General features: G+C 70.3%; 21 protein-coding genes. 12 read left to right on the plus strand and 9 right to left on the minus strand.

Annotated elements, in window-relative coordinates; genetic code table 11:
* Nucleotides 1-101: 101 nt before the first annotated feature.
* From ACZ7L5_RS25090 to ACZ7L5_RS25100, 3 genes are all read left to right on the plus strand, one after another.
* Nucleotides 102-884, plus strand: a complete 783-nt coding sequence (locus tag ACZ7L5_RS25090) for a chorismate synthase (RefSeq protein WP_471518941.1) — start codon at nt 102-104, stop codon at nt 882-884.
* Nucleotides 881-1,990: an o-succinylbenzoate synthase gene (menC, locus tag ACZ7L5_RS25095; protein ID WP_471518943.1), complete on the plus strand. Its 1,110-nt coding sequence runs from the start codon at nt 881-883 to the stop codon at nt 1,988-1,990. The genes ACZ7L5_RS25090 and menC overlap by 4 nt, the downstream gene beginning before the upstream one ends.
* Before the next feature lie 88 nt (nt 1,991-2,078).
* Nucleotides 2,079-2,870: a YlbL family protein gene (locus ACZ7L5_RS25100; protein WP_328881345.1), complete on the plus strand. Its 792-nt coding sequence runs from the start codon at nt 2,079-2,081 to the stop codon at nt 2,868-2,870.
* A gap of 86 nt (nt 2,871-2,956) precedes the next feature.
* On the opposite strand, the gene ACZ7L5_RS25105 is transcribed toward ACZ7L5_RS25100, so the two are convergent.
* From ACZ7L5_RS25105 to ACZ7L5_RS25125, 5 genes are read right to left on the minus strand one after another with little or no spacing between them, the layout of a single operon-like run.
* Complete coding sequence (locus ACZ7L5_RS25105) at nt 2,957-3,916, minus strand: glycine betaine ABC transporter substrate-binding protein (protein WP_471518945.1); 960 nt, start codon at nt 3,914-3,916, stop codon at nt 2,957-2,959.
* Nucleotides 3,913-4,788: an ABC transporter permease gene (locus tag ACZ7L5_RS25110; RefSeq protein ID WP_471518948.1), complete on the minus strand. Its 876-nt coding sequence runs from the start codon at nt 4,786-4,788 to the stop codon at nt 3,913-3,915. The genes ACZ7L5_RS25105 and ACZ7L5_RS25110 overlap by 4 nt, the downstream gene beginning before the upstream one ends.
* Nucleotides 4,785-6,035: a betaine/proline/choline family ABC transporter ATP-binding protein gene (locus ACZ7L5_RS25115; RefSeq protein WP_471518950.1), complete on the minus strand. Its 1,251-nt coding sequence runs from the start codon at nt 6,033-6,035 to the stop codon at nt 4,785-4,787. The genes ACZ7L5_RS25110 and ACZ7L5_RS25115 overlap by 4 nt, the downstream gene beginning before the upstream one ends.
* Nucleotides 6,028-6,675, minus strand: a complete 648-nt coding sequence (locus tag ACZ7L5_RS25120) for an ABC transporter permease (protein ID WP_328427358.1) — start codon at nt 6,673-6,675, stop codon at nt 6,028-6,030. The genes ACZ7L5_RS25115 and ACZ7L5_RS25120 overlap by 8 nt, the downstream gene beginning before the upstream one ends.
* A 26-nt stretch (nt 6,676-6,701) precedes the next feature.
* On the minus strand, nt 6,702-7,181 hold the full coding sequence (locus tag ACZ7L5_RS25125; RefSeq protein ID WP_328884438.1) for an Lrp/AsnC family transcriptional regulator: 480 nt from the start codon (nt 7,179-7,181) through the stop codon (nt 6,702-6,704).
* 137 nt (nt 7,182-7,318) lie between these two features.
* On the opposite strand from ACZ7L5_RS25125, the gene hppD reads away from it, so the two are divergent.
* The 4 genes from hppD to ACZ7L5_RS25145 all read left to right on the plus strand — a co-directional run bounded on the left by hppD (nt 7,319) and on the right by ACZ7L5_RS25145 (nt 9,683).
* Entirely contained in the window at nt 7,319-8,464 is a 1,146-nt protein-coding gene (gene hppD / locus ACZ7L5_RS25130) for a 4-hydroxyphenylpyruvate dioxygenase (protein ID WP_471518952.1), read from the plus strand.
* A gap of 74 nt (nt 8,465-8,538) precedes the next feature.
* Nucleotides 8,539-8,835 (plus strand): hypothetical protein, encoded by a 297-nt coding sequence (locus ACZ7L5_RS25135; RefSeq protein WP_363039440.1) that lies wholly within the window; start codon nt 8,539-8,541, stop codon nt 8,833-8,835.
* Entirely contained in the window at nt 8,828-9,115 is a 288-nt protein-coding gene (locus ACZ7L5_RS25140) for an SH3-like domain-containing protein (RefSeq protein ID WP_328881351.1), read from the plus strand. The genes ACZ7L5_RS25135 and ACZ7L5_RS25140 overlap by 8 nt, the downstream gene beginning before the upstream one ends.
* Entirely contained in the window at nt 9,105-9,683 is a 579-nt protein-coding gene (locus tag ACZ7L5_RS25145) for a nitrile hydratase subunit alpha (protein WP_471518955.1), read from the plus strand. Before ACZ7L5_RS25140 ends, ACZ7L5_RS25145 begins: the two co-directional genes overlap by 11 nt.
* A gap of 7 nt (nt 9,684-9,690) precedes the next feature.
* Here the strand turns inward: ACZ7L5_RS25145 and ACZ7L5_RS25150 are convergent, their stop codons facing one another.
* A complete protein-coding gene (locus ACZ7L5_RS25150) occupies nt 9,691-11,208 on the minus strand; it encodes a tetratricopeptide repeat protein (protein ID WP_471518957.1) in 1,518 nt (505 codons plus the stop codon).
* A 103-nt stretch (nt 11,209-11,311) separates the two neighbouring features.
* Here ACZ7L5_RS25150 and ACZ7L5_RS25155 point away from each other — a divergent pair, with 103 nt between their 5' ends.
* Entirely contained in the window at nt 11,312-12,718 is a 1,407-nt protein-coding gene (locus ACZ7L5_RS25155) for an FAD-binding oxidoreductase (RefSeq protein ID WP_471519486.1), read from the plus strand.
* Nucleotides 12,719-12,737: 19 nt separating this feature from the next.
* Here the strand turns inward: ACZ7L5_RS25155 and ACZ7L5_RS25160 are convergent, their stop codons facing one another.
* On the minus strand, nt 12,738-13,151 hold the full coding sequence (locus tag ACZ7L5_RS25160) for an SsgA family sporulation/cell division regulator (RefSeq protein WP_471518959.1): 414 nt from the start codon (nt 13,149-13,151) through the stop codon (nt 12,738-12,740).
* A gap of 413 nt (nt 13,152-13,564) precedes the next feature.
* Between ACZ7L5_RS25160 and ACZ7L5_RS25165 the strand changes: the two genes are divergently transcribed.
* Complete coding sequence (locus ACZ7L5_RS25165) at nt 13,565-15,115, plus strand: RDD family protein (protein WP_471518961.1); 1,551 nt, start codon at nt 13,565-13,567, stop codon at nt 15,113-15,115.
* 89 nt (nt 15,116-15,204) lie between these two features.
* Entirely contained in the window at nt 15,205-15,888 is a 684-nt protein-coding gene (locus ACZ7L5_RS25170) for an RDD family protein (RefSeq protein WP_328881355.1), read from the plus strand.
* A gap of 45 nt (nt 15,889-15,933) precedes the next feature.
* Here ACZ7L5_RS25170 and ACZ7L5_RS25175 read toward each other — a convergent pair whose 3' ends face one another.
* Nucleotides 15,934-16,191 carry a hypothetical protein gene (locus tag ACZ7L5_RS25175; protein WP_328881356.1) on the minus strand — a complete coding sequence of 86 codons (258 nt, stop codon included), beginning with the start codon at nt 16,189-16,191 and terminating at the stop codon, nt 15,934-15,936.
* A gap of 391 nt (nt 16,192-16,582) precedes the next feature.
* Between ACZ7L5_RS25175 and ACZ7L5_RS25180 the strand changes: the two genes are divergently transcribed.
* Entirely contained in the window at nt 16,583-18,931 is a 2,349-nt protein-coding gene (locus ACZ7L5_RS25180; protein WP_471518963.1) for an immune inhibitor A domain-containing protein, read from the plus strand.
* Nucleotides 18,932-19,077: 146 nt separating this feature from the next.
* On the plus strand, nt 19,078-19,422 hold the full coding sequence (locus tag ACZ7L5_RS25185) for a hypothetical protein (protein WP_328881358.1): 345 nt from the start codon (nt 19,078-19,080) through the stop codon (nt 19,420-19,422).
* 37 nt (nt 19,423-19,459) lie between these two features.
* Here the strand turns inward: ACZ7L5_RS25185 and ACZ7L5_RS25190 are convergent, their stop codons facing one another.
* Nucleotides 19,460-20,050 (minus strand): isochorismatase family protein, encoded by a 591-nt coding sequence (locus ACZ7L5_RS25190; protein WP_328881359.1) that lies wholly within the window; start codon nt 20,048-20,050, stop codon nt 19,460-19,462.
* Nucleotides 20,051-20,127: the final 77 nt, after the last annotated feature.

The raw sequence follows: 20,127 nt of genomic DNA on the forward strand, positions 1-20,127 counted from the left end.
GGCGGGAGCCTTGCGCCGATGTGGCGCGGGAGCGGCGGAGGCGTTGCGTTGACGCGCGGGTGCCCTAGGCAGGGCCCCGCACCACCTCCGACACTCGTGTCATGACCTCACTGAGCATCCGCACCGTCCACGACCCCGCCGGGTTCACCGCTGTTGCCGACTACTTCAGTGACGTATGGCAGACGCCTCGCACCGCACCGCCCCTGCTGCCCGAGACGTTGAACAGCCTCGCCCACGCCGGTGGGGCGGTGCACGCCGCGTACGACGGACAACGGCTCGTCGGTGCCTGTGTCGCCGTGTTCGGCCCGCCGGCGTCGCGCGAGACGTACTCGCTGCTGGCCGCTGCCGAGCAGGGGCTCGGGCCGCAGATCAAGCGGGCGCAGCGGGCCTGGGCGGTGGAGCTGGGGGCGCTCACCATGCGCTGGACCTTCGATCCGCTGGTGGGCCGCAATGCCCGGTTCAACTTCGTGAAACTCGGCGCCACCGGCACCGGCTACCTCGTCGACTTCTACGGCCCCATGGCGGACGGAGTGAACGACGGCGACGAGAGCGACCGGCTGGAGGTGACCTGGAACCTGATCGGGCCACCGCAAGGGCAGTCCGGCCACGCCGGGCCCGGCACCCCGGATCGCGAGGCCGCGCCCGCCACCCACACGGCCCCCGACGGCGGGCCGCTCGCGCGCCGGGACCCTCAGGACCGGTATGTCTGGTGCCGCGTACCGGACGACATAGTGGCGCTGCGGGTCGCGGACCCGGAGCTGGCGCTGGGCTGGCGGCGGGCCGTGCGCGAGGTGTTCACGAAGGCCTTCGCCGACGGGTTCACGGCGACGGACATGTCCCGGGACGGCTGGTACACGCTCACCCGCCGGGAGGCCACCTCGTGAAACTCGAACGCGTCGAGATCGTCCACGTGGCGATCCCGCTGGTCAGCCCCTTCCGTACGTCCTTCGGCACGATGACGACGAAGGACACCTTCCTGCTGCACGTCGTCACGGACGCGGCCGAGGGCTGGTCGGAGTTCGCGGCCGACCCCGAGCCGCTGTACTGCTCGGAGTTCGTGGCCGGCGCGGAGATCGTCCTGCGTGACTTCCTGCTGCCGCGCGTCGCCGCCCTGCCCGTGTTCGGTGCGGCCCACCTCGCCCCGGCGCTGGCGGGGATCAAGGGGCACGAGCTGGCGAAGGCGGCGCTGGAGACGGCCGTCCTCGACGCGGAGCTGCGGTCGTACGGGATGCCGCTGGCCACGTATCTCGGGTCGGTGCGCGAGCGAGTGCCGGCCGGGGTGTCGGTCGGGATCAGGCCGACGGTCGCCGAGTTGCTGGACGACGTCGAGGGGTATCTCGCCGAGGGGTACGTCCGGATCAAACTGAAGATCGAGCCGGGCTGGGATCTGGAGCCGGTACGAGCCGTGCGCGACCGCTTCGGAGCGGACCTGCCGCTCCAGGTCGACGCCAACACCGCGTACACGCTCGCGGACGCCGAGCATCTGCGGCGGCTGGACGAGTTCGGGCTGCTGCTGATCGAGGAGCCGCTCGCGGAGAACAACCTGTACGCCCACGCCCGCCTCCAGCAGCGCATCGCGACCCCGGTCTGCCTGGACGAGTCCCTGCACAACGCCGCCGACACCGCGTCCGCGATCGCGATGGACGCGTGCCGGGTCGTGAACGTGAAGCCCGCGCGGGTCGGGGGATACCTGGAGGCGCGACGCGTGCACGACGTGGCGTACGCGCACGGGGTGCCGGTGTGGTGCGGCGGCATGCTGGAGACGGGCATCGGCCGCGCCCCGAACCTGGCGCTGGCGGCCCTGCCCGGCTGCACGCTCCCCGGGGACACGTCGGCGTCCAGCCGCTACTTCGCCGAGGACATCACGGAGCCGTTCGTGCTGGTCGACGGGCACCTTCCGGTGCCACGGTCGCCGGGCATCGGGGTGGCGCCGGTGCCGGAGACACTGCGGCGTTTCACGAAGGACAGGCGCGACCTGTACGTCACCTGACGAGCCCTGCGCGTGACCCGAACGGGGCAAACCCCGGCAGCTTTGACCTGCGCCTGGCCGGAACCCGCCGCCACGTTAGATTGATCCCGTGCTTTCTCGTCTCACGCGCCCCCGGGCCGTCGCCGTCTGCGCCCTGCCGGTCGTGGCCCTGCTCGCCACGGCCGCCTTCGCGCCGCTGCCGTTCTCGCTGACGCAGCCCGGTCTGACGGCGAACGTGCTGGGCGACAACAAGGGCGAACCGGTGATCACGATCTCCGGGGCGCCGACCCGTGACACGAGCGGCCAGCTGCGCATGACGACCATCGAGGCGACGTCCCCCGACACGGACGTGCGGTTCGGCGACGTGATCGACGCCTGGTTCAGCACGGAGAAGGCGGTCATGCCGCGCGACTCGGTCTACCCGAGCGGGCAGAGCACCCGGGAGATCGAGCAGTACAACACCGAGCAGATGAAGGAGTCCCAGGACGCCGCGACCGAGGCAGCCCTGAACTACCTGGACCTCGACGACAAGAACATCAAGGTCACCCTCACCCTCGCGGACGTGGGCGGCCCGAGCGCCGGTCTCCTCTTCTCCCTCGGCATCATCGACAAGCTGAACGGCAACGGCGAGGGCGGCGACCTCACGGGCGGCCGCAGCATCGCCGGCACGGGCACGATCGACGCGGCGGGCAAGGTCGGAGCGGTCGGCGGAGTCTCCCTGAAGACCCAGGCCGCCAAGCGGGACGGGGCGACGGTCTTCCTGGTACCGAAGGCCGAGTGCGGCGACGCGAAGGCGGAACTGCCGAAGGGGTTGCGGCTGGTGCCGGTGACGACGCTGAAGGGGGCCGTGGGCGCGCTGGAGGCCCTGGAGTCGGGCAAGGGGACCGTACCGAGCTGCTAGCCGGCGACGACGGCCGGCTGCGGCGGGGTTGCGAGGCGCAGGCCCTCCCTGAGTCCACGGCGTAGCGCGTCGAGCAGCTCAGCTCCTCACTTCACGAACCCCTCCGCCTTCATCCAGTCCAACGCCACCTGATGCGGATCCTCCCCGTCCACGTCCACCTTCGCGTTGAGGTCCTGGGCGACCGTGTTGTTCAGCTTCTTGGTGATCGGGTCGAGGACGTCGGGGATGGCCGGCCATTCCTTGAGGGTCTTGGTGTTGATCACCGGGGCGGCGTTGTAGTTGGGGAAGAAGTGTTTGTTGTCGTCCATCACCACGAGGTTCATGGACTTGATGCGCCCGTCGGTCGTGTAGACCTCGCCGTAGGTGCAATTTCCCTTCGCGGCCTGCGTGTAGATGATCCCGGTGTCCATCTGGGTGATGTTCTTCGTCGGTACGTTCATCCCGTACGCCTTCTGCATCCCCGGCAGCCCGTCCGCCCGGTTGGCGAACTCGACCTCCACGCACAGCGTCACCGCGGAGGGGTCGGACTTGGACAGCGCGGCGACCTCGGAGAGATCGTTCGTGCGGTACTTCTTGTGGTTCGCCTGGTTCATCGCCAGGGCGTACGTGTTGTCCAGCGCGGACGGCGGGAGCCAGGTCAGCCCGTTCTTCGCGTCCTCCTTGCGCACCGCCTCCCACTGCTCGTGCGGGTCGGTGATGGGCTCGCTGTGCCCCAGGTAGGTGATCCAGGCCGTGCCCGTGTACTCGTACCCGGCGTCGGCGTCGCCCTTGCGCACCGCCTCGCGGCTGCCGATGGAGCCCTGGATGCCGGTGCGGTCGAGGACCTCCGCGCCGGCCGCCTCGAAGGCGATGCCCATGATGGCGCCGAGGATGAGCTGCTCCGTGAACGACTTCGACGTCACCGTCAGTTCGGCGCCCTCCAGCGGCTCGCCCCGTCCGATGCTTCCGGGCCGTACGTCGTCGACCATGGGGGAGCCGCTGGTCAGGCCGCACCCGGCGGCCGTCACCAGCAACCCCGCCGCGAGCAGGACGGTTGGCCGCCTCATAGGTCCAGCCCCCGCGGCCGCAGCAGCACTTCCACCAGCGATGCCAGCCAGTCCACCAGCAGGGCGAGGGCGACCGTGAGGATCGAGCCGAGGACCAGGACTGGCATGCGCTGGTTGGTGATGCCGGCCGTGATCAGCACGCCCAGCCCGCCGCCTCCGCCGAAGACCGCCAGGGTCGCCGTACCGACGTTGAGGACCAGGGCCGTGCGCACGCCCGCCAGGATCAGCGGGACCGCCAGCGGCAGCTCCACCCGCGTCAGCACCCCCGTCGCGGACATGCCGATACCGCGCGCCGCCTCCAGCAGGGTCGGGTCGTTCGCCTTGAGGCCGGCGATCGTGTTGGACAGCACGGGCAGGACGGCGTAGGCGATCATGCCGATCAGGGCAGCCTTCCGGCCGATGCCCAGCCAGATCACCAGCAGGGCGAGAAGACCGATCGCGGGGGTCGCCTGGCCCATGTTGGCGAGGGCCATGGCCACCGGTGTCGCCTTCCTGAACGCCCGCCGGGTGAGCAGGATCCCCAGCGGGATCGCGATGATCAGCACGAAGAAGGTGGAGATCGCGGTGAGTTCGACCTGCTCCCACAGGGCCTGCGAGACCTGACCGTTCGACAGCGCGTTCTCGGAGACCGGGTCGAGGTCGGCCTGCTGGAACCACAGCCAGGTGGCGAGCAGCAGCACCACCAGCATCGCCGGCACGATGGTGAGCCGCTGCCAACTCAGCTTCCGGGCCGGGCGCTTCGTGGCGACGGGCGTGCTGGTCTCGTCGTTCCCGTCGAGCTCGTCGCGGTCGGGCGCAGCGGTTCCGGGCGCCTCGCCGGGTTCGGACGTCTCCTGCACCCGGGACGGCCTCGGGGTCTCGGGAGTGCTCACGCCTTCTGCTCCCCTCCGTCGCCCTCCTGCTCGGCGTGCGTCCGCCCGGCCCGGGAACCCTCCAACTCGTGCTGGGCCTCCAGCGCCTCCAGCCGGTCCGCCTCCAGCAGCTCGTGCACGGAGTTGATCAGCGTCTCCATGTCGACGACGCCCGTGTACTCGCCGCGCCGCCCGGTCACCACCACCCGTCCCGCGTTGTCGGTGAGGACGGCCTCCAGGGCGTCCCGCAGCGTGGCGTCCCGTGTCACCGTGTCGGTCACCAGCGTCCCGGCCCGCGCGAGCGAACCCCTGGCCCGCATCAGGTCCCCGCGCCGCAGCCACTTGTAGGGCCGGCCGCGCTTGTCGAGCAGCAGGATCTCGTTGGTGCCGCTGGAGCGCAGCCGGTTGAAGATCTCCTGGAGCGGGTCGTCGAAGGTCACCGTCGGATAGTCGGTGATCTCCACGTCCCGTACCCGGGTCAGGTTCAGCCGCTTCAGCGCCGCACCGGCTCCGACGAACCCGGACACGAAGTCGTCGGCGGGGTTGGTGAGGATCGCCTCCGGGGTGTCGAACTGAGCGATGTGCGACTGTTCGCGCAGAACGGCGATCCGGTCACCGATCTTGATCGCCTCGTCGAAGTCGTGCGTGACGAAGACGATCGTCTTGTGCAGCTCGTGCTGCAGCCTGATCAGCTCGTCCTGAAGGTGATCACGGGTGATCGGGTCGACCGCGCCGAACGGCTCGTCCATCAGCAGCACCGGCGGATCGGCGGCCAGCGCCCGTGCCACGCCCACGCGCTGCTGCTGCCCGCCGGAGAGCTGGCGCGGATAGCGGCCGTGGAACTCGCCCGGGTCGAGCCCGACGAGGTCGAGCAGCTCCTCGATGCGCGAGCCGATCCGCGTCTTCGACCAGCCGATCATCTTCGGTACGAGGCCGATGTTCTGCGCGACCGTCATGTGCGGGAACAGGCCGGCGGACTGGATGGCGTAACCGACCTTGCGGCGCAGCTTCACCGGATCGATGTCGGTGACGTCCTCGCCGCCGATGCGGATACGGCCGCCGGTCGGCTCGATCAGCCGGTTGATCATCTTGAGCGTCGTGGACTTCCCGCACCCGGAGGGGCCGACGAGGATGACCACCTCACCCGCCTTGATCTCCATGTTCACGCTGTCCACGGCCGGCTGCGGGCTGCCGGGATAACGCTTGGTCAGGTTCTCCAGCTCGATGGAGGCTCCGTGGTGGCCGCTGTCGGACTCGTGCTCAGACACGGATCCCCCTGGGGATGGTCAGCCGTCCGATCAGGACGTACGCGGCGTCGAACAGCAGCGCCAGGATGATGATCCCGACCGTGCCCGCGAGGACCTGGTTGAGCGCGTTCGCGCTGCCCAGCGACGCGAGCCCGCGGAAGATCACATTGCCGAGGCCGGGTCCTGAGGCGTACGCCGCGATCGCCGCGATGCCCATCAGCATCTGCGTCGCGACCCGGATCCCGGTCAGGATCGGCGGCCAGGCGAGCGGCAGCTCCACCTTCAGCAGCTGGGTGAGCCGGGACATGCCGATGCCCCGGGCCGCCTCCACCAGGGACGGATCGACGCCGCGCAGCCCGACGATCGAGTTGCGCACGATCGGCAGCAGGCCGTACAGCGTCAGCGTGATCACCGTGGGCGGCACGCCCAGCCCCACGATCGGAATGAGCAGACCGATCATGGCGAGCGACGGAATGGTCAGGATGCCCGCGGTGGTCAGCGTGGCGAAATTGCCGGCCCACTCGCTGCGGTACGTGGCCACGCCGATCAGCACCCCGAGCAGGGTCGCCACGACCATGCACTGGAAGACGGCGCTGGCGTGCTGGTAGGCGTCGGTGAGCAGCTGCTGGTGACGGTTGCCCAGGTACTCCCAGAAATTCACTCGGACTCACCCCACCAGGTCGCGGGCTAGCTGTGCGCCCGGTCCTCCGCCGCCTGCTCCACCAACGGGATGGTCCGCAGCGGAACGGGGTTCTCCATCACGATCGCCGTGGAGGCCCGGACGATCCCATCGAAACCGACAACGCGGTCGATCACACGCTGAAGATCGGCGTTGGAGCGCGCCACGAGGCGGCACAGCATGTCCCCGGTCCCGGTGGTCGTGTGCAGCTCCAGCACCTCCGGCACGGTCGCCAAGTGCGCCCGTACGTCGGCCCCTTGCCCCTGCCGGATCTGCAGGGTCGCGAAGGCGGTGACCGGATACCCGAGTGCCGCCGGATCGACCTCGGGACCGAACCCGCGGATGACTCCGTTCGACTGAAGCCGGTCCAGTCGCGCCTGCACGGTCCCGCGGGCCACCCCCAGCCGCCGGGACATCTCCAGCACCCCGATCCGCGGCTCCCGCGCCAGCAGCACGATGATCCGCCCGTCCAGATGATCGATCGCCACGACAGCCCGCCTCTTCTCGCCACTGGGGGTGGTCATCCTGTACAGAAAGCCCGCAGAGCCGGGCCCATCACTGAGCAGATTGCCCAGCCGAAAACCAAACTATTGCGCACCTTGCCGCATGGCGTGAGGCTGCGCTTATGACGCAGACCACACACCACACTCCCGACACCGCCCGGCAGGCCGACCCCTTCCCGGTCAAGGGAATGGACGCGGTCGTCTTCGCCGTGGGCAACGCCAAGCAGGCGGCGCACTACTACTCGACCGCTTTCGGCATGCGTCTCGTGGCCTACTCCGGACCGGAGAACGGCAGCCGCGAGACCGCGAGCTACGTGCTGGAGAACGGCTCCGCCCGCTTCGTCCTCACCTCCGTCATCAGGCCCGCCACCACCTGGGGCCACTTCCTCGCCCAGCACGTGGCCGAGCACGGCGACGGCGTCGTCGACCTCGCCATCGAGGTGCCGGACGCGCGGCAGGCGTACGCGTACGCGATCGAGCACGGCGCCACGTCCGTCGCCGAGCCGTACGAGGTGAAGGACGAGCACGGCACCGTCGTCCTGGCCGCCATCGCGACGTACGGCGAGACCCGCCACACCCTCGTCGAGCGCACCGGCTACGACGGCCCGTACCTCCCCGGCTATGTGGCGGCGAGCCCCATGGTCGAGCCGCCCGCCCAGCGCACCTTCCAGGCGATCGACCACTGTGTCGGCAACGTCGAACTCGGCCGCATGAACGAGTGGGTCGGCTTCTACAACAAGGTCATGGGCTTCACGAACATGAAGGAGTTCGTGGGCGACGACATCGCGACCGAGTACAGCGCCCTGATGTCGAAGGTCGTGGCCGACGGCACGCTCAAGGTCAAGTTCCCGATCAACGAGCCCGCCATCGCCAAGAAGAAGTCGCAGATCGACGAGTACCTGGAGTTCTACGGCGGCGCGGGCGTCCAGCACATCGCGCTCAACACGAACGACATCGTCGAGACGGTACGCACCATGCGCGCGGCCGGGGTTCAGTTCCTCGACACCCCGGACTCGTACTACGACACCCTCGGCGAGTGGGTCGGCGACACCCGCGTTCCCGTCGAGACCCTGCGTGACCTGAAGATCCTCGCGGACCGCGACGAGGACGGCTATCTGCTGCAGATCTTCACCAAGCCGGTCCAGGACCGCCCGACGGTCTTCTTCGAGATCATCGAACGCCACGGCTCCATGGGCTTCGGCAAGGGCAACTTCAAGGCCCTGTTCGAGGCGATCGAGCGGGAGCAGGCCAAGCGCGGGAACCTCTGACGGCAGGCTGATCCTCTTCCGGCGTGCGGGTGCCACGGGGGGACCCGCACGCCGTACCGCCGTACGCTGACCCCATGGCCAGGATCAACGACGTCGGCGGCGTCGAGGGATTCGGTCCCGTCGACACCGCGGACGACTCCGAGCCCTTCCACGCCGACTGGGAGGCGCGCGTCTTCGGGATCTGGAACGCCCTGCGCGGGCAGCAGATCTTCAATCTGAACGAGTTCCGGGACGCGATCGAGTCGATCCCGCCGCGCGAGTACCTGGCGGCGTCGTACTACGAACGCTGGTTCCTCGCGATCAGCGACCTCCTCGAACGCAAGGGCGTGCTGGAGCCCGGCGAGCTGGACCGGGACGAGTTCGATGGCTGACCGTTTCGCCCCGGGGTCGCGTGTGGTGACGTACCTCCACGACCCGGCCCACCACACCCGCCTGCCCCGCTACGCACGCGGCAAGCGGGGCGTCGTGATCGAGCCGGAAGGGCCCGCCGAACTGGCCGACGTCAGCGCGCAGGGGCGTGCGGACGTGCCGGTGGAGCAGGTGTACGCGGTGCGGTTCCGGGCGCGTGACCTGTGGGGCGAGGGCGACCATCACGTCGTACTGGATCTGTGGGAAAGCTACTTGGAAGAGGACCGTGGCGATGAGCGGTGACCACTCCGACGCGACGATCGCCCGCCGGGTGCGGCGCCTGGAGACCCTCCTGGAGGAGAAGGGTGTGCTCACCGGCGGGGAACTGGACGAGGCGATCGACGCGTTCCTCGCGGGCGCCTCGCCGGCGAGCGGGGCGCAGGTAGTCGCGCGTGCCTGGACCGACGAGGACTTCAAGTCCCGTCTGCTGACGGACGGCACGGCGGCCGTGCGCGAACTGGGCTTCATGGACGGCGGTTACCAGCGCCTGCGCGTCGTCGAGAACACCGCGTCGACGCACAACGTCATCGTCTGCACCCTCTGCTCCTGCTACCCCATCCGCCTGCTCGGCCCGTCTCCCAGCTGGTACAAGTCCGAGGCGTACCGCTCCCGCGTGGTCCGCGAACCCCGGGCGGTCCTCGCCGAGTTCGGCCTCGACCTGCCGGCCGACACGCGGATCACGGTGTGGGACTCCAGCGCGGAGACGCGCTACATGGTGCTGCCCCGCCGCCCGGAGCACACGCAGGGGATGCCGGAGGCGGAACTGGCGGGGCTCGGCCGCAACGCGCTGATCGGCACGGCGGTGCTGTAGGGACGGGTCACCGCCGCTTCGGCTTGGCGTCCATGTCCGGTACGTCCTCCACCGACGGTTCCCCCAGCTCCTTCAACGTCGCCTCGGCCAGCGGCACCCGCGTCGGAGAGAAGTGCGGGTTGATCCGCAACGCCTCCTGCAGATGCCGCCGCGCGGCCCCGGACATCCTCAGTTCCAGCTCGATCATGCCCTGGTGATAGACGTACAGCGCGCTGCGCACCCCGCCCCCGCGCTTCTTGTCGTTCGCCAGCCTCGCGAACTTCAGCGCCTCCTCGGCCTCCCCGGCCCGGTACAGCGCCCACCCCAGGGCGTCCGCCACCGCGACCCCCGGCTGCCGGCGCCACTCGGTGCGCAGCCGCTGCACGGCGGAGTCCGGGTCGCCGTGGTCCGCCTCGAAGTGGCCCAGCACCAATTCGTCGTCCACCCCGCCGGCCGCGGCCCGTGCCGTCCGCTCCCGCAGCAGGTCGTACTGCACGCGCGCCGCCTGCCCCATGCCCAGGGCCTCGTACAACTCGCCCAGTTCCAGCGCGTACTCGGGCAGCGGCTGCTTGGCGAGGGCGGCCCGGTACGCGTTCAGCGCCTCCGTCGTACGGCCCAGTGCCGCCAGCGTCCGCCCCTGCCCGGCGAGCGCGGCCCGCTGGTCGGGGTCGAGGCGTACGGCCGCCTGGAAGTGCCGCAGGGCCACGTCCAGGTCGCCGCGTTCCCAGGCGAGCTGCCCGGCCCGTTCGAGATACGCGGCCCGCTCGGCCGGGGCCTCGGCGGCGGCCGCCGCGTCGGACAGCGCCACCGCCGCGTCCTCCCGCCAGCCGCGGTCCCGGTAGACGGCCGCCGCCCGGGCCTGCACCGCCGGACCGGAGCGCAGGTCCAGCAGCCGGTCCAGGGTCCGCTTGGCCGCCTTGTGGTCGCCCAGCCCCGTGTAGGCGTCGATCAGGGCCGGATAGGTCGTCCACCGCTTGCGGTCCGCCTTCAGCGCCGCCTCGCCCCAGGTCCGCGCCGCGCCGAAGTCCCGCCGCGCGTTCGCCAGTGCCGCCATGCCGGCCAGCGCCTCGGCGTTCGGGTCCCGCACCTTCAACGACGTACGCAGCGCCTTCTCGGCCTTCGGGTAGTACTCCGGCTCGGCGGTGCGCCGCCCCTGCTCCACATACGCCGCGCCCAGCACCGCCCACGAACGGGCGTCCCCCGGATGGGCCTGCAGATGCCTCTCCCGCTCGTCGATCAGCACCGCCAGATCGGGCAGCGCGGCCGGCACGCCCGCGGTGACCGCGGCGAGCGCCTGCGCCCCCGGTGCCGGTGACGGCGCTCGCGTCCCACCCGGACCCCACGGCAGCAGTACCAGCACCCCGCCGAGCACGGCACACCCCGCCACCGCGGCCGTCAGCACCCGCCGCCGGATGCGCCGCCGACGTCCCGGCGCGCCCGGTCCGTCCTGCACCGCGTCCTGCACCGCGTCCTGCACCGCGTCCTGCACCGCGTCCTGCGAGGCGTCGTTCTCCATGCCGCTGCTCCCCGCGGCGCTGTTCTCCATGGCGCTCACTGTGCGTCAAGCCATGCGTCAATACGACGACCACACCCGTCCGAACCCGACCGCCGTACGTGGGGTTCACACCGATGGCCCCGAGTGCGACGCTGTGATCATGAGCCGTACCGAAGCCGCACCCGACCAGGCCCGGGGTGACCTCACCGAGCGGCTGCTCGCGGGTCTGCCTGCCGAGGCCGTCCTCACCGATCCCGACGTCACGGCCGCCTACGCGAACGACATGGCCAGCTTCTGCCCGGCCGGCGCCCCCGCCGTCGTCGTCCTGCCGCGGACCGTCGAAGAGGTCCAGCACGTCATGCGCACCGCCACCGCCCTGCGCGTCCCGGTCGTCCCGCAGGGCGCCCGGACGGGCCTGTCGGGCGGAGCCAACGCCTCCGACGGCTGCATCGTGCTGTCCCTGACCAAGATGGACCGCATCCTGGAGATCAACCCCGTCGACCGCATCGCCGTCGTCGAGCCGGGCGTCATCAACGCCGCCCTCTCGCGCGCGGTGGGCGAACACGGCCTGTACTACCCGCCGGACCCCTCCAGCTGGGAGATGTGCACGATCGGCGGCAACATCGGCACCGCCTCCGGCGGCCTGTGCTGCGTGAAGTACGGGGTGACCGCCGAGTACGTGCTCGGCCTGGAGGTCGTCCTCGCCGACGGGCGGCTGATGTCCACGGGCCGCCGTACGGCCAAGGGGGTCGCGGGATACGACCTGACCCGCCTCTTCGTCGGCTCCGAGGGCTCGCTCGGCATCGTCGTACGCGCCGTCCTGGCGCTGCGGCCGCAGCCGCCGCAGCAACTGGTCCTGGCCGCCGAGTTCGCGTCCGCGGCGGAAGCCTGTGACGCGGTGTGCCGGATCATGGCCGGCGGGCATGTGCCGTCGCTGCTGGAGATCATGGACCGTACGACGGTCAAGGCCGTCAACGACCTCGCGCACATGGGGCTGCCGGAGACGACCGAGGCCCTGCTCCTGGCCGCCTTCGACACCCCGGACCCCGCCTCCGACCTCGCCGCCGTGGGAGCCCTGTGCGAGGCGGCCGGCGCCACCCAGGTGGTCCCGGCGGATGACGCGGCCGAGTCCGAACTCCTCCTCCAGGCGCGGCGGTTGTCCCTCACCGCGCTGGAGGCGGTGCGCGGCGTGACGATGATCGACGACGTGTGCGTGCCCCGCTCGCGGCTCGGCGACCTGATCGAGGGCGTCGAGCGGATCGCCGAGAAGCACCAGCTCACCATCGGCGTCGTCGCCCACGCCGGCGACGGCAACACCCACCCGACCGTGTGCTTCGACGCCGCCGACCCCGACGAGTCCCGGCGCGCCCGCGAGTCCTTCGACGAGATCATGGCCCTCGGCCTGGAACTCGACGGCACGATCACCGGCGAGCACGGCGTGGGTGTCCTGAAGAAGGAGTGGCTGGCGCGTGAGATCGGCCCCGTCGGGATCGAGATGCAGCGGGGCATCAAGCAGGTCTTCGACCCGCTGGACATCCTGAACCCGGGCAAGCTGTTCTGATCCGTCCCTCGGGCACCGCTCACTGGGCGAGCAGCTGGTCGAGCGCGTCGTCGATCCCCAGCTGCCCGCCTTCAGTCCCCGGGGGCACCACCCGCAAGGTCCGCTCCAGCCAGGCCGACACCTGCGCCGCGGGTGCCTCCAGCAGCGCGTCCCCGTCCGGCGAACTCAGCGCCATCAGCACCACACTGCGGCCCTCGACCTTCGTCGGCCACACCCGCACGTCCCCGTGCCCGTACGGCCGGAACACCCCCTCCACGAGGAGTTCGCGGGAGAAGGTCCAGTGCACCGGGTGCTCGGAGTTGATGTGGAAGGCGACGTGGACGGCGTACGGATCGTCGCTGTGATAGCTCAGCAGCGCCGGCACGCAGACGCTGCGCTCCGGCGACAGGATCAGCCTGAGCTCCAGTTCGCGCTCGACGACGGTGTGCTCCATGGCGTGCGTTCCTCTCTCGTGACGCATGCCTGCCCTGTGTGGGCGGGCCCGTACGAGTGGAGAGGGAGCACAGGGGTGGACCATTACGCGGGTCCGCAGAACTTTTTCCCGCCCCCGCTCCCACGGCCGTACCGCACATGGTGGTTGTTGCGTCGGTCCGGCTGTGTCTTCCCGGGGGCCAACCCCCGGACCCCCGGCCGACCGACGGGGGTGGCCGTGCCCGATCGGGTGACGCGGGGCCGGGCGCGGGGGTGTGGGGCCGTTGTGTCGCGTTCTGCTTCCGCTCGTGTGAAGTACGTGTACGAGGTTGCCCGGAAAGGGGTGGGTCCTACGGGACTGGCGGTGCCTGTTGCGTCGGTCTGATAGATGTGGAGGCCTCTATTTGACCCACGAGCAGATACCGGACGACGGACATGAGCGCCCCAACCCCGGCCCCAGGTGACGACAGGCCCCGCGAAGGGTATTACCCGGACCCGTCCATTCCTGGATATGTCCGGTACTGGAACGGAGCCTCCTGGGTGCCGGGCACCAGCCGTCCGGCGCCGACGGACGGCGAATCGCTCGCGCCGCCGCCCGGCGCGAACCCCGATGGGCTCTCGCCGGCCTCGGTCGAGGAGACCGGCCCGCACTTCTTCGACGAGGAGCCGGCCCAGGGGCCCTTGCCGGCGGACGCCCAGCACGGCAGCCGGCCCGAGCCGGCGTCAGCCTGGGGTGCCGACCCGGCCCACCAGGCCGGCTTCGGCGGCGAGCAGGACCACCGCGTCTCCTGGGGCAACCCGCAGGAGCCCGACCCGAGGGACCCGCGCGCGGCGGCGGCCACGGGCGGCACCGCCCGCACGGACAGCAGCGCCTCGGTACCGCCCGCCGAACCGGACGCGCCCGCAGGCGGCGTCGCCTCAGGTGACACGTTCATGATGCGCAGGCCCGTGGCGGACTCCGGCGGCCAGGCCACTCCCGGCATCCCGGGCCCCGGCGGCCCCGCCCCCGTCGACGGCACCATGGCGATCCGCGCGCTGTCCCCGCGCACGGGGCAGCAGGGCCGGGCGGCCGGGGCGCAGTCCGGGAGCACGGGCGCGTCCGCCGGTTCGGGCGCCGCACGTCCGGACGCGGACCGCCCCTCCGCGGCCGGCGCCCCGCAGGGCCCCGGCTTCGGCGCCGGGAAGGCCGCTGCCGAACGGGCCGCAGGGGCCCAGGAACAGGCTCACACGGCCGCCGGGGCCGCGGCTGCCGCCCAGGCCGCCACCGGCGCCCCCGCGGCCTTCTCCGCCCCGCAGCAGGCCTCCCCGAGCATCCCTCAGCAGTCCGGCGGCACGCAGCAGGCGGCCGCGGCCGGCACGCCCTTGTCGTCGGGTTCCGGCGGCGGCCAGTCGTCCTGGGCGCAGCAGGTGCACCGGCTCGCGGGCCCCGGCGACGACCAGCCGGTCGCCCCGTGGAAGCCGCCGACCCTGGACCCGTTCCAGGCGGCCGCCATGCGTCAGGCCGCCGCCCGCCCCGCGGGCCTCGGCAAGCGGCTGGCAGCCCGGCTGGTCGACACCGTCGTGCTGGCCGCCGTCACCGCCGTGGCCGCCGTCCCCCTCGGCAGCAAGGCACTCGACCACGTCAACGACAAGATCGACGCCGCCAAGCTCTCCGGGGAGACGGTCACCGTCTGGCTGCTGGACGGCACGACCTCCGCGTATCTCGGCGTCATCCTGGCCGTGCTGCTCCTGTTCGGAGTGGTCTACGAGGTCCTGCCCACCGCCAAGTGGGGCCGCACGCTGGGCAAGAAGCTGCTCGGCCTGGAGGTGCGGGACATCGAGGCCCACGAACCCCCGGTGTTCGGCGCGGCCCTGCGCCGCTGGCTCGTCTACAGCATCCCCGGCCTGCTCGCCGTCGGCGTCGTCGGCGTGCTGTGGTGCCTGTTCGACCGGCCCTGGCACCAGTGCTGGCACGACAAGGCGGCGCGTACGTTCGTTGCGGGGTGACCGCATACGGCAAACGGCCCGGATGATTCCGTAGCCCGGACGGCCCCGCGCGGGATGCGGAGCCGCGCGGTTCGCGGTCGACTCGGGCCATGAGCAGCGAACCGCCTCCCGGCCCCGGTCAGCAGCCCCCGGAAGACGATCCGTTCAAGAAGCAGCCCCCGCCCCCGTCCGGCGGCTCGGGTTCGCCGTACGGTGATCAGCCGCCGTACGGCGACCAGCCTCCGCCCCCTCCCGGCGGCCAGCCCCCGCCCCCCTACGGCGGCGGCGGCCCGTACGGAGGCGACCCGTACGGCGGCGGCGGTCAGCCCGCCGACCCGCTCGCCGGGATGCCGCCGCTCGCCGGCAGCGGCAAGCGCACGCTGGCCCGCATCATCGACATGATCCTGGTGGGCGTCGTCGTCTGGCTGCTCACATGGGGGTTCGGCGTCACCGAGTACGACGTGGACACCGACAAGGTGGAGTACGGCAAGTCGTTCCTGCAGTCACTCGTCGCCGCCGTGCTCTTCATCGGTTACGACACCTACTTCACCGCCACGACGGGGCAGACGCTCGGCAAGAAGCTGCTCGACATGCGGGTGGCCAACCTCGACAACGGCGCCACGCCCTCCGTGCAGACCTCGCTGATCCGTGCGGCGGTGCTGTGGATCCCGTTCGCGTTCTGCTGCGCCTGCATCTGGACCGTGATCTGCGGTGGCTGGAGCTACTTCGACCGCCCCTACAAGCAGGGCCTGCACGACAAGTCGGCGAAGACGGTGGTGGTCAGCACCAGCTGACGCCGACGCCGGCAACCGGAGTCGGTTGCCGGCGGCCTGCGTGCGTCAGGACTGGGTCAGGACAGGCTCCTCGGCCTGTTCCCGTTCGGTGCGTACGGGCTTGCGCACCGCCACCACGCGGGGCTTCTTGGGCATGGGCACCGTCATGGCGACCAGCAGCCCGAGCAGAAGCGCCGATACGGCGATGACCGCGATCCCCACGCCCGAACTGGTCTGTGACAGCAGCAGCATGGCGAGCGTCGAGAAGATCACGGTGCACGAGCCGTAGGCGAGCTGTGCGGCAGTCGGACGAGGCATGATCATCGTGTCCTCGGAATCGGGTGTGCACGGGGGTCTCGGCCTGGCTTTCCGCCGACGTCCGGGCGTTCCGCCATCCGACTCTAACGGCGTGCATGCCCGAGTGGAACAAACCGTAAGCGTGACCTGACCAACAGGGCCGGTGCACGGGGGGCGCACGGAGTCATCTCGTCCACCAAGTGGACAGCGACACGCGCCCATTGCCGGAAAGGTCGTTGTCCGCTAAACGAACAACACCTCCGCATAATGCGTTGACCTGTCCAAGTCAAGGTCTGTTTTTTCTGCTTAACCTCTAGTCAAATGTCGTCACTTGACTACACGCGTCCATCAGGCGCACGCGGAAACTCCACGACCAGGACCCTTCCTTCCGCGTGCCCGGACGCGGGGGAGGAAGCAAGTGACCAGCAGACCCTGGACGTTCCGAACGGCGGCAACCGCCGTCGCGCTCGCGACCGCAGCGGCGACTTTCTCGACCTTCGCGGTGGCTCAGGCCGACGAAGGCGCGCCGGCGGCGTCCGTCGAGCGGCACGACCCGGCGGAGCACACTCACGCCGACCACAACCTCGACGGCCCGATGAGCAAGACTCAGGAGGCGCAGCGCGAGGAGGCCCTGAAGCAGGTCCTGTCCGGCCGGACCAAAGCGAAGAAGCGCGACGGCTCGCAGGTCGTCGAGCTGAAGAGCAAGAAGGGCGACAGCAAGTACGTCGAGCTGGGCCGCGAGAAGACCGACAAGATCTTCACGATCCTGGTCGAGTTCGGCGACAAGGTCAGCGAGTTCGGCGGCACGGCCGGCCCGCTGCACAACCAGATAGCCAAGCCCGACCGCAAGAAGGACAACTCCACGGCCTGGAAGGCCGACTACAACCAGAAGCACTTCGAGGACCTGTACTTCGGCACCGGCAAGAAGACCGAGTCGGTCAAGAAGTACTACGAGAAGCAGTCCTCCGGCCGCTACACGGTCGACGGCGAGGTCTCCGACTGGGTCAAGGTGCCCTACAACGAGGCCCGTTACGGCAACAACGCCTGCGGCCAGACCAACTGCTCCAGTGTCTGGAACGTCGTCAGCGACGGTCTGAACGCGTGGGTCGCCCAGCAGAAGGCAGCTGGGAAGACCGACGCCGAGATCAAGGCGGACGTCAAGCAGTTCGACCAGTGGGACCGCTACGACTTCGACGGCGACGGCAACTTCAACGAGTCCGACGGCTACATCGACCACTTCCAGGTCGTGCACGCCGGTGAGGACGAGTCCGCGGGCGGCGGCGCGCAGGGCACCGATGCCATCTGGGCCCACCGCTGGTACGCGTTCGGCACCGACGCGGGTGCCACCGGCCCCGAGGGCAACAAGCTGGGCGGCGCGAAGATCGGCGACACCGGCGTCTGGGTCGGCGACTACACGGTCCAGCCGGAGAACGGCGGCCTCGGCGTCTACGCCCACGAGTACGGCCACGACCTCGGTCTGCCGGACCACTACGACACCCAGGGCGGGGACAACTCCACCGGCTTCTGGACCCTGATGTCCTCCGGTTCCTGGCTCGGCACCGGCAAGAACGAGATCGGTGATCTGCCGGGCGACATGACCGCCTGGGACAAGCTCCAGCTGGGCTGGCTGAAGTACGACACGGCCAAGGCCGGGACGAACTCTTGGCACAAGCTGGGCGTCGCCGAGTACAACACCAAGCACAAGCAGGCCCTCGTGGTCGACCTGCCCAAGAAGAAGGTCACCACCGAGATCGTCGCCCCGGCGCAGGGCGCGAACCAGTGGTGGAGCGGCAGCGGCGACAACCTCGCCAACACGCTGACCCGTTCGGTGGACCTCACCGGCAAGTCGGCGGCCTCGCTGACCCTCGACGGCTGGTACGACATCGAGGCCGAGTACGACTACCTCTACACCGAGGTCTCCACCGACGGCGGCGCCAACTGGACCGCCATCGACGGCACGGTCGACGGTGCGGCCATCCCGAAGGACGCCAGCGGCAAGCCGGCGATCACCGGCACGGTTGACGCGTACAAGAAGCTGGCCTTCCCGCTGGACGCCTACGCCGGCAAGAAGATCGACCTGCGCTTCCGCTACCAGACGGACGGCGGCGTGGCCCAGAAGGGCTTCGCGGCCGACCAGATCACGGTGACCGCCGACGGCACGGCCGTGTTCTCCGACAACGCCGAGGCCGCCGACGCCGCTTGGAAGACGAAGGGCTTCTCGCGCATCGGCGCGTCCATCACGGACGACTACGCGCAGTACTACATCGCCGAGAACCGTCAGTACGTGTCGTACGACAAGACCCTGAAGACCGGCCCGTACAACTTCGGCTTCTCGAAGAGCCTTCCGGACTGGGTGGAGCACTACGCGTACCAGAACGGCCTGTTGATCTGGAAGTGGGACACCTCCCAGCAGGACAACAACACCAGCCAGCACCCCGGTACCGGCCTGGTCCTGCCGATCGACTCCCACCCGACCGCGCTGAAGTGGTCCGACGGCACGCTGATGCGCAACCGCATCCAGTCCTACGACTCGCCGTTCAGCAAGTTCCGCACGGACGGCATGTGGCTGCACAACGCGGACGTCGCGACCAAGATCCCGTCGAGTGCGGGGGTGTCGGTCTTCAACGACCGCACCAGCACGTACTACGACGCGGCGAACCCGACCGCGGGTGTCAAGATCACTGACACCAACACCAAGATCAAGATCGTCAAGGAGGCCAAGGACGGCTCGACGATCGAGCTCGAAGTTGGTCCCGCGGTGAAGTAATCCGCATTTTCGCAGGTCAGAGCGCTATCGGCGGTGACCCCCTGGCGGGGTTGCCGCCGATCGTGTTTAGGTGCACCCTGTGCTTCCGTTATTGACACCGGAACCGACATCGACCCTGACACCGACTCGCACGGGGGTGTGACCGCATGGCCGCAGGAGGTTTCTGCAAGCTGCCGACCGGCAGCGTCGTGGTGGCGCTGAACCTGCCCAGACCCACCGCCGACGGCACGGGCTGCGTCCGTGTCCTCGTGCACGCCCACAACCGCGCCCGAGCCCTGACCAGGCTCCGCAATCTGGGCATGCGCGCCGTCTACCTGCGGGGCAACGCCGCCCCGCCGACCCCCGACGAGATCACGGCGGTCCTGCACCACCCCGACGGCCTGATATGGCGAACGGCACCTGACAACGGTGTCGCGATCGCCCCGGACCTCGCCCAGGAGCTGTGGCACCCGATCAGGGCGCTGATGAGGCGCCCGGCGGCACCGGCGTGAGCCACTGCGCGAGGGCGTGTACGAGCCGCCGGGCGGCCTAGGCGACGACCGGCTTGCCCGTCAGCTCGACGCCGGCCTCGCGCATCTCCTCGAGCGCTCGGTCCGTGGTCTCCGAGGCCACCCCGGCGGTCAGATCCAGCAGCACCTGCGTACGGAAACCCTCCCGCGCCGCGTCCAGCGCGGTCGCGCGCACGCAGTGGTCCGTGGCGATGCCCACCACGTCCACCTCGACGACCTCCCTGGCCCGCAGCCAGTCCGCCAGCCGCACCCCGTTCTCGTCGGCCCCCTCGAACCCGCTGTACGCCGCCGCGTACGCCCCCTTGTCGAACACGGCGTCGATCGCGCCGGACGCGACCGCGGGGGCGAAGTTCGGGTGGAAGCCGACCCCCTCCGTGCCGGCGACGCAGTGCGCCGGCCAGGAGTGGGCGAAGTCGGGGTTCGTGGAGAAGTGACCGCCGGGGGCGATGTGGTGATCGCGGGTGGCCACGACGTGCTGGTAGCCCGACCCGGCCGCCTGCCCGATCAGCTCGGTGACGGCGGCGGCCACGTCGGCACCGCCGGCCACCGCGAGGCTGCCTCCTTCGCAGAAGTCGTTCTGCACATCTACGACGATCAAGGCGCGGCGCATGGTCGGTGTCCTTCGGTTATGGACGCTGAGGTCGGGCGGTGCGGAGCGTGCGGGCCCGGCCATGAACCTCCGAGCCT

It is taken from the genome of Streptomyces sp. NPDC107528 (assembly GCF_055639295.1).